Consider the following 13,098-nt stretch of genomic DNA (forward strand, 5'->3'; position numbering starts at 1 on the left):
GACGTGCGGTTTGTTACGTTCAAATTTTTCTTTAGACACGGCTATATTCCTTACTCTTGTGCTCTCCCTTCATAGAGAGAGCACGGGATCATTGTGTTTAAAACTGTGGCTTATTTGCCACGAGCTTCAATAACGGCCAGGGCCACGTTATTTGGCGCATCATCATACTTCAGGAATTCCATGGAGTAAGATGCACGGCCTTTGGTCAGTGAACGCAGCTGAGTTGCATAACCGAACATTTCGGAAAGCGGAACTTCAGCATGAATCACAACGCCAGTAGCGTTAGATTCTTGGCCTTTCAGCATACCACGACGACGGCTAAGGTCACCGATGACGTCACCAGTGTTCTCTTCCGGAGTCTCTACTTCAACCTTCATGATCGGCTCAAGCAGAACTGGTTTCGCTTTCTTAAAGCCATCTTTGAAGGCGATAGAAGCGGCCAGTTTAAACGCCAGCTCAGAGGAGTCGACGTCATGGTAAGAACCGAAGTGCAGACGCACGCCCAGATCTACTACCGGATAACCGGCCAGTGGACCAGACTTCAGCTGTTCCTGGATGCCTTTGTCAATCGCGCCGATGAATTCACCAGGAATTACACCACCTTTGATTTCGTTGACAAACTCATATCCTTTCGGATTTGTGCCAGGTTCTAATGGGTACATGTCGATCACAACGTGACCATACTGACCGCGACCACCAGACTGCTTAGCGTGTTTACCTTCAACATCGGTAACTTTAGCGCGGATAGCTTCACGGTATGCAACCTGCGGCTTACCGACGTTAGCTTCAACGTTAAATTCACGACGCATACGGTCAACCAGGATATCCAGGTGAAGCTCACCCATACCTGCGATGATTGTCTGACCAGACTCTTCATCAGTCCAAACGCGGAATGATGGGTCTTCTTTCGCCAGACGACCCAGAGCCAGACCCATTTTTTCCTGGTCAGCTTTGGTTTTTGGTTCTACCGCAACGGAGATTACCGGCTCAGGGAATTCCATGCGTTCCAGGATAATCACGTTATCTGGATCACACAGGGTATCACCTGTAGTCACGTCTTTCAGACCGATCGCTGCAGCGATATCGCCTGCACGAACTTCTTTAATTTCTTCACGCTTGTTAGCGTGCATCTGAACGATACGACCCAGACGTTCACGCTGAGATTTCACTGGGTTAAATACAGTGTCACCTGAATTGACGAGACCGGAATAAACACGGAAGAACGTCAAGTTACCCACGAATGGGTCAGTAGCGATTTTGAACGCCAGAGCAGAGAACGGCTCTGAATCGTCAGAATGGCGAACTGCCGGAGTGTCTTTACCGTCATCCAACAGACCGTTGATAGCTTCAACGTCAGTTGGTGCTGGCAGATACTCAACAACAGCATCCAGCATTGCCTGTACGCCTTTGTTTTTAAACGCAGAACCACAGGTAACCAGGATGATTTCGTTGTTCAGAACGCGCTTACGCAGAGAAGTTTTGATCTCTTCTTCAGTCAGCTCTTCGCCACCAAAGAATTTCTCCATCAGCTCATCAGAGCCTTCAGCAGCGGCCTCAACCAGTTTCTGACGCCATTCTTCAGCCAGTTCTTGCATGTTTGCAGGGATTTCTTCGTATTCGAAGGTAACGCCCTGATCAGCTTCGTTCCAGTTGATAGCTTTCATCTTCACCAGGTCAACAACACCGGTGAATTTCTCTTCCGCGCCGATTGCCAGTTGCAGTGGCACCGGAGTTGCGCCCAGACGTTTTTCAATCTGATCAACAACTTTCAGGAAGTTAGCACCCATACGGTCCATTTTGTTAACGAACGCGATACGAGGAACTTTATATTTGTTTGCCTGACGCCATACGGTCTCAGACTGTGGCTGAACACCACCAACAGCACAGTAAACCATTACCGCGCCATCAAGAACACGCATGGAACGTTCAACTTCGATGGTGAAGTCAACGTGCCCTGGGGTGTCGATGATGTTGATGTGGTGTGGTTCGAACTGCTTAGCCATACCTGACCAGAAACAGGTGGTCGCAGCGGACGTGATGGTAATACCACGTTCCTGCTCCTGCTCCATCCAGTCCATGGTGGCTGCGCCATCATGCACTTCACCGATTTTGTGGTTTACACCGGTGTAGAACAGAACACGTTCGGTAGTGGTTGTCTTACCGGCGTCGATGTGAGCACTGATACCAATGTTACGGTAGCGCTCAATGGGTGTTTTACGAGCCATTTGATTCCTCTATAACTAGGACGTTCAAGTTCAGTTAACCCAAGCGGGTTGGCTTCTTGAAGCGCCCGCTTGGTTAGCATAACTACTGCGAAGTGATTACCAGCGGTAGTGCGCGAACGCCTTGTTGGCTTCAGCCATACGGTGAACGTCTTCACGTTTCTTAACTGCAGTACCTTTGTTCTCTGCAGCATCAGAAAGTTCGTTCGCCAGGCGGAGAGCCATGGATTTATCACCGCGTTTACGAGCAGCTTCAACGATCCAACGCATTGCCAGAGCATTACGACGAACCGGACGGACTTCAACTGGAACCTGATAAGTAGAACCACCTACGCGGCGGGACTTAACTTCGACAGTCGGACGAACGTTGTCCAGAGCGACTTCGAAAGCTTCCAGGTGGCCTTTACCGCTACGTTGAGCCAGGGTCTCAAGAGCAGTGTAGACGATTGCTTCTGCAGTAGATTTTTTACCATCTACCATCAGAATGTTGACGAATTTTGCCAGCAGTTCGGATCCGAACTTAGGATCTGGCAGGATTTTACGTTGACCAATGACGCGACGACGTGGCATGGAAATACTCCGTTGTTAATTCAGGATTGTCCAAAACTCTAAGAGTTTATTTTGACAGTAAAGTGAAAATGTTTGGCCTTACTTAACGGAGAACCATTAAGACTTCGGCTTTTTAACGCCGTATTTAGAACGAGATTGCTTACGATCCTTAACGCCTGAACAGTCCAGCGCGCCACGGACGGTGTGATAACGCACACCTGGCAAGTCTTTTACACGACCGCCACGTATCAGGATCACGGAGTGTTCCTGCAGGTTATGACCTTCACCGCCGATGTAGGAGGTAACTTCAAAACCGTTAGTCAAACGCACACGGCATACTTTACGCAATGCGGAGTTTGGTTTTTTAGGGGTGGTAGTATATACACGAGTACATACGCCACGTTTCTGCGGGCAAGCTTCCAGCGCTGGAACGTTGCTTTTAACAACCTTCGTAGAGCGTGGTTTGCGTACCAGCTGATTAATTGTTGCCATTAAAAAGCTCCTGGATTTTGGTTCATAAACTACTTTGTAAACGCGTGATAAATCGCCCCATAAAAAGCATTAGCTAATATGGGGACGCAGAATTTTAGGGCTGACCTAAGAGGGTGTCAAGAAATATACAGCACATCAGTAAATCACCATGCTGTTTGCTGGGTGTGTTTCTCAGTCAGCGCGACGAATCCAGTATAGTCGATCAATGTGATTTTGTGCGAAATTTGACCAACCAATCCTCTGGCCGCCAGATCCTCGCTGAGAACATAAATCGATTGAACATGCTGGCTGAGCAGATTACACGCCTCGCTGCCATCAAGCGCAGCCAGTACGCCATCCTGCATCAGCAAAAGTGCATCTTCCTGAGCAACCAGCTTAACAATCAATGAGAAATCACATTGTTGCGGGGAACGGGCTAGAGTAAAAAGCATGGAATTTCCTGATTCAAAACGTCATCACCACATCAAAACTGGCCAGTCGCCCGCGAATTTCAGTCGCAGACAACGGCTCCACATCCAGCACCCATTCATGCCCCGCAGATAAACCGCGTGACTTCAGCGAGTCTTCACAGACAAAGCACTGATCGACGTCGTAAAGTGATAACACACCGAATGTGGCAATATAATTACGGGCGAGAATTTTTTCGGGTTGTTGTGCCGGCATGAGCTGAAAAACACCGTCAGCCATAAAAAACACGCCGATATCTTCGGTCAGAGCTGACGTAGCCAGCAGCGCATCAAGGCCTTCTCTTCCCGCTGATGTGCCGTGCGGTCCCTGAGTGAACACAAACGCTATCTTCTTCATTGCCTGTCCCTGCCATAACCCATCAGAACTGCACCATGCGATCGCAGGTCAGCGACGCTTCAGCGAGGCTGCCCAATCCGGTCAGGGCAAAGCCGGCTTGTAAATTCGTCTGGCCGTGGCCCTGATTGTGGGCTTCCGTTTCATCAATGACACCGCGACGTAAAGCCGCTGCCACGCAAACATTGAGAGCAACCTGATGGTCTGCAGCCATACGTTGCCAGGATCTGACCAGATCAAATTCATCCGAAGCAGGTGCAGAAAGCATATTACCGTTGAGGACGCCCTCACGATAAAAAAACACGCTGTCCAGCTGATGGCCACTGCCAATCAATGCCAGTGCGAACTGATAAGCCGCACTGGCTTGTTGTGTTCCGTAAGCAGGGCCGGTTACCAGGAGGCAATAACGCAGTTTCAACGCTCATTCCCCACCAGATCCCCGCTTTTAAACTGGCGGATATACAGGTAAACGGTATGCTTTGAAATATTCAGGCGGTCAGCCACCTGATTGATGGCATCTTTGATATCAAAAATACCCTTTTCATAAAGATTCAGCACAACCTGTCGGTTCTTCGCGTTATTAGAAACAGTGCGGTCAGCGTTCACTTCTTCGATGGTGAATTCCAGCGTTTGCGCTACCAGGTCATCCACAGATGAGGCGAAGTTTACGGAAGAGGCCACTTCCTGAGTTTCAGGCGGCATAAAGGTCTGAATAATTTGCGAGAAAGGTACGTCGAGATTCATGTTGATGCACAGCAGACCAATGACGCGTTGCTCACGGTTGCGAATAGCGATGGTGACTGACTTCATCAGCACACCACTTTTCGCACGGGTGAAGTAGGCTTTGGACACATTGCTGTCCGCACCGGTCATGTCATGCAACATGCGCAGGGCTAAATCGGTAATCGGTGAGCCGATCTTACGGCCGGTATGCTCACCATTTGCAATACGGACCGCTGAACATTTCAGGTCTTCCAGTGAATGCAGAACAATTTCGCAATGCTCACCGATCAGCATCGCAAGCCCGTCCACCACGGCCTCGTATGAAGACAAAATCTCATGATCGACCTGGCTGAACGGACGTTGGTCCAGCAAATCCAGTTCACCGGTTTCGCCAGTTATAAGCGAATTAGACATTGAAGCTACCACCCTCTCTATCGCGCCTTCCAACGGGAGTCAGGACGCATTATTCATCATTCCACGGTCGTTACTGTATCAAAGACACAGAAAAAACGGCCTTGCGATTATATGGATCTGTGACGTTATGCCGGGGAAACAAAAGCGTCAAGTTATCATCATAGAGTAACCTCAATAAAATGAAGGGCGGCCTGTTAGAAAAGTTTAAGGCGAAAAAAAACCGCCGCATTTAGCGACGGTTTTCTGCAACAGCTCAACAGCAACTTAGTTTGCTTTTGGTGCTGCTTCAGCTTCAGCAGGTTTTTCAGCTGCTTTAGGGTCAGCCTTAGGTGCCGCTTTCACATCCAGCAGTTCAACATCGAACACCAGAGTAGAGTTAGCAGGGATCCCCGGGACGCCAGTTTTGCCGTAAGCCAGCGCTGGTGGAATGACCAGCTTGATTTTGCCGCCTTTCTTAATGTGTTTCAGGCCTTCGGTCCAGCCTGGGATAACACCATCAAGACGGAAAGACAGCGGCTCGCCACGGGTATAGGAGTTATCAAACTCAGTACCGTCGGTCAGAGTCCCTTTGTAGTTCACTACAACGGTGTCGCTGTCTTTTGGCGCTGCGCCAGCACCTGGTTTTTCAACCTGATACAGCAGGCCTGATTCAGTCTTCTTCACGCCTTTTTCTTTGGCGAAATCAGCACGGAACTTGTCGCCTTTGTCAGCGTTAGCTTTAGCGTCTTGCTCCATCTTAGCCTGCGCAGATGCTTTCACACGGCCTTCGAAGGTTTGCAGAGTCTTCTCGATTTCCTGATCAGACAGTTTGCTTTTGTTGGCGAACGCATCCTGAACACCGGCGATCAGCTGGTCTTTATCCAGTTTGATACCCAGTTTTTCTTGTTCTTTCAGGGAGTTATCCATGTAGCGACCCAGTGATGCGCCGAGAGCATAAGCAGCCTGCTCGTCATCACTTTTGAACTTGGTCGTGTCTGTTGCTGCCGGAGCAGCTGCAGCAGGGGCAGCGGCTGGCGCGGGTGCAGCAGCGGCCGGTGCTGTGGCTTCAGCAGCCATAACCTGAGTGGCATTCAGGGCGATCGCCATGGTGGTTGCCAGCAGAGTTACTTTAAACAGTGATTTCATCCATTTCTCCAGGACCAGAAGCGTATGACCTCTGGTAATAATTACGAAAGTTCGGCGGTTACTATAACTGTCCGTCTCACGACAAAACAATCTCTATACACGCCATTAGCGTCATATTCAGACCTTTTTTACATCAATTAGTTTCGTCTGCTCCTGAGGAGTCAAAGATAAAGCGCCGCAGAGGTCAGGTAATTAAGCAGGTTTACGGGTAGAATCGCCGGTCTACAATAGAGTATGGGGTTCCGGTCAGTGCTCAACCTGATCAACTTGAGCCGCAAAATGAGGTAATAATTATGGACTCAAACACCGTTGAACAACGTCTGGAGATGCTGGAAAACAAGCTGGCTTTTCAGGAAATTACTATCGAAGAGCTGAACTTGATCGTCACACAGCATCAGCTGGAAATGAGCAGATTGCACGATCACCTGCGCCTTCTGACAGATAAACTCCGCGCCAGCCAGCCATCAATGATTGCCGATCAGTCGGAAGAAACGCCTCCGCCGCATTATTGATACTGTTTCTGACGCAACAAAAAGGCGCCCTTCCGGCGCCTTTCGTTTTTATCACTCAGCAAACAGAGTGATTAGTGGCAACCGCAGCCACCGTTACCGCCACAGCCGCCTTTTTTACCGTGATCATGACCGTGGTCGTGATCATGGTCGTGGCCGTGACCACCGCAGCAGCCTTCGCCGTGTTCATGGTCGTGACCATGATCGTGGCCGTGTTCGCCGTGAACGTGGCCGTGAGCCAGTTCTTCTTCAGTTGCTTCACGGATTGCCACCACTTCGACGTGGAAGTTCAGATCCTGACCTGCCAGCATGTGGTTGCCGTCGACAACAACGTGGTCGCCGTCAACTTCAGTGATTTCTACAGGAACCGGACCCTGATCGGTGTCAGCCAGGAAACGCATACCGACTTCCAGCTCATCAACACCCATGAACACGTCTTTAGGCACGCGCTGAACCAGGTTTTCGTCGTAGTTGCCGTAAGCGTCGTTGGCGCCAACATGCACATCAAAAACGTCACCAATGGCATGACCTTCCAGCGCAGTTTCCAGACCGGAGATCAGGGAACCATGGCCGTGCAGATAATCCAACGGCGCGCTCACCGGAGATTCATCAACCAACACACCGTCTTCTGTACGTACCTGATATGCCACGCTGATGACCAGGTCTTTTGCTACTTTCATGATAACTCCTACCGTTGGAAACTCAATTTGTTGTCTGCGGGCGTTTCATAACACACGCAACTTCGCTTAAGGCTAATTCAGTGACGGCCACTTTTCGATGAGATCATCCTGAAAAGTGCGACCGGATAAATTTGGCGAAGAGTGTAGCGGAAATCCGCGTCTCTGTACTACCAGCATAAAAAAACACGAGCAAGAACGCTACTTCGGATCGAAAATACCAATCACCTGCTCTTCCGGCCGTAGCCTCTTGCTGACCTGTGCATCCGTCTGACGCTGATGGTGCCCGCACTTCACACACTCCACCACTTCGACCTGATCTTCCTGCCATAAAGCCAGCGTATCCATCGCCTTACATTTCGGACATACCGCACCAGCGATAAACCGTTTACGGGTTGTAGCCATGTTACTTCTCCTGAAATCTGCGACATTGCGTCCGGTCATTTTTCATTCAGACGGCAACATTATTTTTTCGCCAGCCGGACTATTCGTCATCGTCCCAGCCATCAAGCTGACGACGTTCGTTGTGCATTTCGCTCTGGAAGATATCCTCCAGTTCGCGCCGCGCTTCTTTCACACGGGAAATCTGCGCCACATCGCCGCGGTTTTGCGGCACCAGTTCACGTAGCATCCGCATATCAAGACGACGGAAATGTTGTTGGGCACGGTACGCACTGTGCGGATGCATACCCAGCGTGACCAGCGCCTTTTTGCCTAATTCCAGCGCACTGGAAAACGTCTCGCGGGAAAAATTCGCCACACCGGCCTGCAACAGTTCATGCGCTTCAACACGGCCACGGGCGCGTGCCAGAATATTCAGATGAGGAAAATGCTGCTGACACAAATGCACGATGGTCATGGTGTCCGCAGGCTCATCACACGTAATCACAATCGATTTGGCCTTTTCAGCACCCGAAGCCCTGAGCAGTTCCAGTTCGGTCGCATCGCCGTAATACACTTTATAACCGTAAGTCCGCATCAGCCCGACGGCGCTGATATCACGCTCAAGCACCGTGATGCGCATTTTATTGGCCATCAGCAAACGTCCGATCACCTGTCCGAAACGTCCGAACCCGACAATAATCACCTGCGGTTCGTCATCCTGCACAAAATGCTTTTCGTCACTTTCTTCGCCGTCGTTGTAGCGTCGTACCAGGATGCGGTCGACCCACTGCATCAGCAACGGCGTGGTCATCATTGATATCGTCACCACGACCAGCAACAGCGAAAGCTGCGACGAGGAAATCACTTTCTGCGCACCAGCCGCCGAAAACAGCACGAAAGCAAATTCCCCCCCCTGACTGAGCACAGCAGAAAACTGCAAGCGTACCGATGTCCGCAGACCAAATATGCGGGAAAGCCCGTACAGCACCGCGCCTTTGACCGTCACCAGAATCATCACGCCTACCAGCACCAGCAAAATATGGGTATACAGCACGCCCAGATTCAGCGCCATGCCGACAGAAATAAAGAACAGCCCGAGCAGTAACCCCTTAAACGGCTCGATAGCGATTTCCAGTTCGTGCTGATATTCGCTTTCAGCCAGTAAAATCCCGGCGATAAACGTTCCGAGCGCCATCGAAAAGCCCAGCGTATCCATAAACAGCGCCGAACCAAGCACCACCAGCAGTGCGGCGGCGGTAAACACTTCACGCACGCCGGAAGCCACAATCAGCCGGAAAATCGGCCGCAGCAGATAGCGTCCGCCAATCAGCATGCCGCCAAAGGCCAGCACTTTCAGGCCGATCATCTCCCAGTTATTGCTGCCTTCCGAACCGCCCGCCAGAATCGGGATCAGCGCCAGCGCCGGGATCACCGCGATATCCTGGAACAGCAACACGGCGAAACCCAGCTGACCGCCTTCGTTACGCGTCATGCCTTTGTCGCGCATCAGTTGCAATGCCATCGCCGTGGATGACATCGCCAGCCCGATACCGCCAATCACCGCGGCTTGCCAGGAAAACTTCGTCAGATACAACAAACCGCCGAGCACCAGCGCAGTCAGGATCACCTGCCCGGCGCCGACACCAAAGATTTGCCGCCGCAGCGCCCACAGTTTTCCGGGGTTCAGTTCCAGCCCGATGATAAACATCAGGAAAACCACGCCCAGTTCGGAGAAGTGCAGAATTTCATCCACGTCGCGGATAAAGCCCAAGCCCCACGGACCGATGGCAATACCGGCCAGCAAATAACCCAGCACTGCGCCAATGCCTAAACGCTGTGCCACCGGCACCGCCACTACGGCAGCGAACAAAAACAGCAGGATCGCCATGGGAATATTCGAAACATCCATCAGGCAATTCCCCCCTGCGGTAACGGCGATTTCAGCCATTCGCCGTAAGCTTCGGCATGGCTTTGCAGCACATCCGGTTTCTGACGGCGCGCCCAGTAAATGATGATGGGCGTCATCCAGTGCATATGGCACATAGCAGACGTCAGCTCGAATGGCCGCATAATGTCGGACATCGGATAACGGTTATAACCGCCCGCCCGGTACGCACCTTCCGGTTCACCCGTGGTGACCACCGAACGCCAGTACTTGCCGTTAAGCGCATTACCGCCTGCCCCGCTGGCAAAACCACGCGCCAGCACGCGATCCATCCACTCTTTCAACAACGCCGGACAGCTGTAGGTATAAAGAGGATGCTGAAAAACAATCACCTTATGATCGCGCAGCAGTTGCTGCTCACGATGAATATCAATAAAAAAATCAGGATAGTGGGCGTACAAATCATGCACGGTGACATGTTCAAGCTGTTGAGCTTGTTGCAGTAAAATGCGGTTGGCGACCGAATCGGGTGATTCCGGATGGGCATACAGCAGCAAAACCTTTGGTGGCTGCGACATCAATACCTCCAAAGCGTCGTCAGGGTGCGGTTTTTCCGTTACCATGCTTCGCAAAGACAAAATGGGACGCGATACGTCTTGTTTAGATCATTATCATGACAATTTAACATACTCTCAACACGGCGCTTTATGATTGTTTTCTCCTCCTTACAAATCCGACGCGGCACCAATGTGCTGCTGGACAACGCGTCTGCGACCATCAATCCCGGCCAGAAAGTCGGGCTGGTGGGCAAAAATGGCTGCGGTAAATCCACCCTGATTTCCCTGTTAAAAGGTGAAATGAGCGCCGATGCTGGCAACCTGACGTTTCCGTCTAACTGGGCGCTGGCCTGGGTGAATCAGGAAACGCCTGCGCTGGACGAACCGGCGATAGAGTATGTTATCGACGGCGACCGCGAGTTCCGCCAGCTGGAAGCACAATTACAACAAGCCAACGAGCGGGATGACGGCCATGCCATCGCCACGCTGCACGGTAAGCTCGACGCCATTAACGCCTGGACCATTCCTGCTCGCGCGGCCAGCCTGCTCAGCGGGTTGGGCTTTACCCAGAATCAGTTACAGCAGCCGGTGAAATCCTTCTCCGGTGGCTGGCGTATGCGCCTCAACCTGGCGCAGGCGCTGATTTGCCGTTCTGATTTACTGCTGCTCGACGAACCGACCAACCACCTGGATTTAGACGCGGTGATCTGGCTGGAAAAATGGCTGAAAAGCTACACCGGCACGCTGGTGCTGATTTCCCATGACCGGGATTTCCTCGACCCGATCGTCGATAAAATACTGCATATCGAACAGCAGTCGCTGAACGAATACACCGGCAACTACTCGTCCTTCGAGCGCCAGCGTGCGACCAAACTGTCGCAACAGCAGGCATTGTTTGAAAGTCAGCAGGAAAAAGTGGCGCATCTGCAAAGCTACATCGACCGGTTCCGTGCACAGGCGACCAAGGCCAAGCAGGCGCAAAGCCGTATCAAAATGCTGGAGCGTATGGAGCTGATTGCGCCGGCACACGTCGACAATCCTTTTCATTTTAGCTTCCGATCGCCGGAAAGTTTGCCCGATCCGCTGCTGCGCATGGAAAAAGTCAGCGCCGGTTATGGTGACACCACCATTCTGGAGTCGATCAAACTGAATCTTGTGCCGGGATCACGTATCGGCTTACTGGGCCGTAACGGTGCCGGTAAATCCACGCTGATCAAACTGCTCGCAGGCACCATGCCACCGCTTCAGGGCGATATTGGCCTGGCGAAAGGCGTTAAGCTTGGTTACTTCGCCCAGCATCAGCTGGAGTTTTTGCGCGCTGAAGATTCACCGTTGCAACATCTGGTGCGTCTGGCGAACAAAGAAACCGAACAGCAACTGCGCGATTATCTCGGCGGATTTGGTTTCCACAGCGATAAAGTGACGGATCCGACCGGGCGTTTCTCCGGGGGCGAAAAAGCGCGTCTGGTGCTGGCCCTGATTGTCTGGCAACGCCCTAACCTGCTGCTGCTCGATGAACCGACCAACCACCTGGATCTCGATATGCGTCAGGCGCTGACCGAAGCCCTGATCGACTTCGAAGGCGCGATGGTTGTCGTCTCGCATGACCGTCACTTACTGCGTTCTACCACCGACGATTTGTATCTGGTTCACGGCGGCAAAGTGGAACAGTTCGACGGCGATCTGGAAGATTACCAGCAATGGCTGATGGACATTCAGCGTCAGGAAAGCCAGCAGGATGCACCGGCCAAAGACGGCGGCGTTAACAGCGCGCAGTCGCGTAAAGACCAGAAACGTCGCGAAGCCGATTTCCGTAATCAGACTCAGCCGCTGCGTAAGCAAATCACCAAACTCGAAACCCAGATGGAAAAACTGAGTACCGAGCTGGCGGCTATCGAAGAGCGTCTGGCTGATTCCGCGATTTACGACAACAGCCGTAAAGCCGAACTGACTGAATGTCTGCAACAGCAGACCAAAGTCAAAGGCGCGCTGGAAGAAACGGAAATGACCTGGCTCGATGCACAGGAACAGCTGGAAGACATGTCGAAGGCGTTTGATCTCGACTAGTTGATCGTTCGGTAAGAAATGAGAAAGGCGCCACGACGGCGCCTTTCTTTTGTCTGCAAATCAGTGCCAGATCAGCAACACACAGGCGGCGGTCAGAATCCCCATCGCGATATTGAAGGTGTGCCACGCACGCTTGCTGCGCAGCAGACGGCCAATGACGGTACCGAACCCAAGCCAGATAATCCCGGAAACCAGATTCACCAGGAACATGCCGAGGCTGATACCGGCAATCGAATGATTGTAAGCCGCCCCCGCCAGACTGAAACTCGCCACTGCGCCCAGCCCCATCAGCCACGCTTTCGGGTTGAGGAATTGCAGCAACCAGCCCTGATACATGCGGATGGGTTTCGGTGGCGGTGCGCCAGTTTCCAGTTTTTCATAGGCCGACGTCGCAATTTTCCACGCCAGCCACAGCAGATACAGGCTGCCGGCAATTTTGAGGAAAAGGTGTAACGCGGGATAAACCGTGATCAGGCCGCCAACGCCGAAGGCCACCAGCAGCAAAATACTTTGCATGCCGAGCATAATGCCGATCATCAGCCAGATTGAGCGGAAGAAACCAAAGTTAGCGCCAGATGTTGTTAACAACATATTGTTCGGGCCTGGGGTGATTGCAGCGACCCATAAAAATCCGAGCATCGAAAAAAATAAACCAAGTTCCATTTAATTTGGGTACTCCGACCCGAAAGATGT

Annotated in this window: 15 protein-coding genes; 2 read left to right on the top strand and 13 right to left on the bottom strand. The window is 51.8% G+C overall.

Annotation, left to right across the window (positions count from 1 at the left end; genetic code table 11):
• Positions 1–110: 110 nt before the first annotated feature.
• From fusA to fkpA, 8 genes are all read right to left on the bottom strand, one after another.
• A complete protein-coding gene (gene fusA / locus ACJY2G_RS15135; protein ID WP_013573669.1) occupies positions 111–2,225 on the bottom strand; it encodes an elongation factor G in 2,115 nt (704 codons plus the stop codon).
• 96 nt (positions 2,226–2,321) lie between these two features.
• Positions 2,322–2,792 (bottom strand): 30S ribosomal protein S7, encoded by a 471-nt coding sequence (rpsG, locus tag ACJY2G_RS15140; protein WP_005969574.1) that lies wholly within the window; start codon positions 2,790–2,792, stop codon positions 2,322–2,324.
• A gap of 96 nt (positions 2,793–2,888) precedes the next feature.
• A complete protein-coding gene (gene rpsL, locus ACJY2G_RS15145; protein ID WP_009638963.1) occupies positions 2,889–3,263 on the bottom strand; it encodes a 30S ribosomal protein S12 in 375 nt (124 codons plus the stop codon).
• Positions 3,264–3,406: 143 nt separating this feature from the next.
• Complete coding sequence (tusB, locus tag ACJY2G_RS15150) at positions 3,407–3,694, bottom strand: sulfurtransferase complex subunit TusB (RefSeq protein WP_112288593.1); 288 nt, start codon at positions 3,692–3,694, stop codon at positions 3,407–3,409.
• Positions 3,695–3,707: 13 nt separating this feature from the next.
• Positions 3,708–4,067, bottom strand: coding sequence for a sulfurtransferase complex subunit TusC (gene tusC / locus ACJY2G_RS15155; RefSeq protein ID WP_120162580.1), 360 nt, complete (start codon positions 4,065–4,067; stop codon positions 3,708–3,710).
• Positions 4,068–4,089: 22 nt separating this feature from the next.
• Positions 4,090–4,482, bottom strand: coding sequence for a sulfurtransferase complex subunit TusD (tusD, locus tag ACJY2G_RS15160; protein WP_112288595.1), 393 nt, complete (start codon positions 4,480–4,482; stop codon positions 4,090–4,092).
• Positions 4,479–5,201 (bottom strand): helix-turn-helix transcriptional regulator, encoded by a 723-nt coding sequence (locus ACJY2G_RS15165; RefSeq protein ID WP_167459614.1) that lies wholly within the window; start codon positions 5,199–5,201, stop codon positions 4,479–4,481. The genes tusD and ACJY2G_RS15165 overlap by 4 nt, the downstream gene beginning before the upstream one ends.
• Before the next feature lie 264 nt (positions 5,202–5,465).
• Positions 5,466–6,326, bottom strand: coding sequence for an FKBP-type peptidyl-prolyl cis-trans isomerase (gene fkpA, locus ACJY2G_RS15170; protein WP_112288597.1), 861 nt, complete (start codon positions 6,324–6,326; stop codon positions 5,466–5,468).
• 293 nt (positions 6,327–6,619) lie between these two features.
• On the opposite strand from fkpA, the gene ACJY2G_RS15175 reads away from it, so the two are divergent.
• Positions 6,620–6,838, top strand: coding sequence for a protein SlyX (locus ACJY2G_RS15175; protein ID WP_112288598.1), 219 nt, complete (start codon positions 6,620–6,622; stop codon positions 6,836–6,838).
• A 71-nt stretch (positions 6,839–6,909) separates the two neighbouring features.
• Here the strand turns inward: ACJY2G_RS15175 and slyD are convergent, their stop codons facing one another.
• From slyD to kefG, 4 genes are all read right to left on the bottom strand, one after another.
• The gene (gene slyD, locus ACJY2G_RS15180) at positions 6,910–7,515 is read right to left on the bottom strand and encodes a peptidylprolyl isomerase (RefSeq protein ID WP_120162582.1); all 606 of its coding nucleotides are present in this window, start codon (positions 7,513–7,515) and stop codon (positions 6,910–6,912) included.
• Between the two features lie 198 nt (positions 7,516–7,713).
• The gene (locus ACJY2G_RS15185) at positions 7,714–7,917 is read right to left on the bottom strand and encodes a YheV family putative zinc ribbon protein (RefSeq protein ID WP_430320393.1); all 204 of its coding nucleotides are present in this window, start codon (positions 7,915–7,917) and stop codon (positions 7,714–7,716) included.
• Positions 7,918–7,996: 79 nt separating this feature from the next.
• Positions 7,997–9,805: a glutathione-regulated potassium-efflux system protein KefB gene (gene kefB, locus ACJY2G_RS15190; RefSeq protein WP_439291918.1), complete on the bottom strand. Its 1,809-nt coding sequence runs from the start codon at positions 9,803–9,805 to the stop codon at positions 7,997–7,999.
• Positions 9,805–10,359 carry a glutathione-regulated potassium-efflux system ancillary protein KefG gene (gene kefG / locus ACJY2G_RS15195; protein ID WP_430320394.1) on the bottom strand — a complete coding sequence of 185 codons (555 nt, stop codon included), beginning with the start codon at positions 10,357–10,359 and terminating at the stop codon, positions 9,805–9,807. The genes kefB and kefG overlap by 1 nt, the downstream gene beginning before the upstream one ends.
• Positions 10,360–10,488: 129 nt before the next feature.
• Here kefG and ACJY2G_RS15200 point away from each other — a divergent pair, with 129 nt between their 5' ends.
• On the top strand, positions 10,489–12,405 hold the full coding sequence (locus ACJY2G_RS15200; RefSeq protein WP_439291902.1) for an ABC transporter ATP-binding protein: 1,917 nt from the start codon (positions 10,489–10,491) through the stop codon (positions 12,403–12,405).
• A 60-nt stretch (positions 12,406–12,465) separates the two neighbouring features.
• On the opposite strand, the gene ACJY2G_RS15205 is transcribed toward ACJY2G_RS15200, so the two are convergent.
• The gene (locus ACJY2G_RS15205) at positions 12,466–13,068 is read right to left on the bottom strand and encodes a LysE family translocator (protein ID WP_430320396.1); all 603 of its coding nucleotides are present in this window, start codon (positions 13,066–13,068) and stop codon (positions 12,466–12,468) included.
• Between the last annotated feature and the right edge of the window lie 30 nt (positions 13,069–13,098).

This window comes from Rahnella sp. ATs2 (assembly GCF_051851855.1).
Lineage (GTDB): Bacteria > Pseudomonadota > Gammaproteobacteria > Enterobacterales > Enterobacteriaceae > Rahnella > Rahnella variigena.

Coding starts and splice junctions, on each gene's coding strand:
- ACJY2G_RS15200 (WP_439291902.1), top strand. CDS start 10,489: ATGATTGTTTTCTCCTCCTTACAAATCCGACGCGGCACCAATGTGCTG.
- ACJY2G_RS15175 (WP_112288598.1), top strand. CDS start 6,620: ATGGACTCAAACACCGTTGAACAACGTCTGGAGATGCTGGAAAACAAG.
- slyD (WP_120162582.1), bottom strand. CDS start 7,515: ATGAAAGTAGCAAAAGACCTGGTCATCAGCGTGGCATATCAGGTACGT.
- kefB (WP_439291918.1), bottom strand. CDS start 9,805: ATGGATGTTTCGAATATTCCCATGGCGATCCTGCTGTTTTTGTTCGCT.
- ACJY2G_RS15165 (WP_167459614.1), bottom strand. CDS start 5,201: ATGTCTAATTCGCTTATAACTGGCGAAACCGGTGAACTGGATTTGCTG.
- fusA (WP_013573669.1), bottom strand. CDS start 2,225: ATGGCTCGTAAAACACCCATTGAGCGCTACCGTAACATTGGTATCAGT.
- ACJY2G_RS15205 (WP_430320396.1), bottom strand. CDS start 13,068: ATGGAACTTGGTTTATTTTTTTCGATGCTCGGATTTTTATGGGTCGCT.
- rpsL (WP_009638963.1), bottom strand. CDS start 3,263: ATGGCAACAATTAATCAGCTGGTACGCAAACCACGCTCTACGAAGGTT.
- rpsG (WP_005969574.1), bottom strand. CDS start 2,792: ATGCCACGTCGTCGCGTCATTGGTCAACGTAAAATCCTGCCAGATCCT.
- tusB (WP_112288593.1), bottom strand. CDS start 3,694: ATGCTTTTTACTCTAGCCCGTTCCCCGCAACAATGTGATTTCTCATTG.
- ACJY2G_RS15185 (WP_430320393.1), bottom strand. CDS start 7,917: ATGGCTACAACCCGTAAACGGTTTATCGCTGGTGCGGTATGTCCGAAA.
- tusC (WP_120162580.1), bottom strand. CDS start 4,067: ATGAAGAAGATAGCGTTTGTGTTCACTCAGGGACCGCACGGCACATCA.
- fkpA (WP_112288597.1), bottom strand. CDS start 6,326: ATGAAATCACTGTTTAAAGTAACTCTGCTGGCAACCACCATGGCGATC.
- kefG (WP_430320394.1), bottom strand. CDS start 10,359: ATGTCGCAGCCACCAAAGGTTTTGCTGCTGTATGCCCATCCGGAATCA.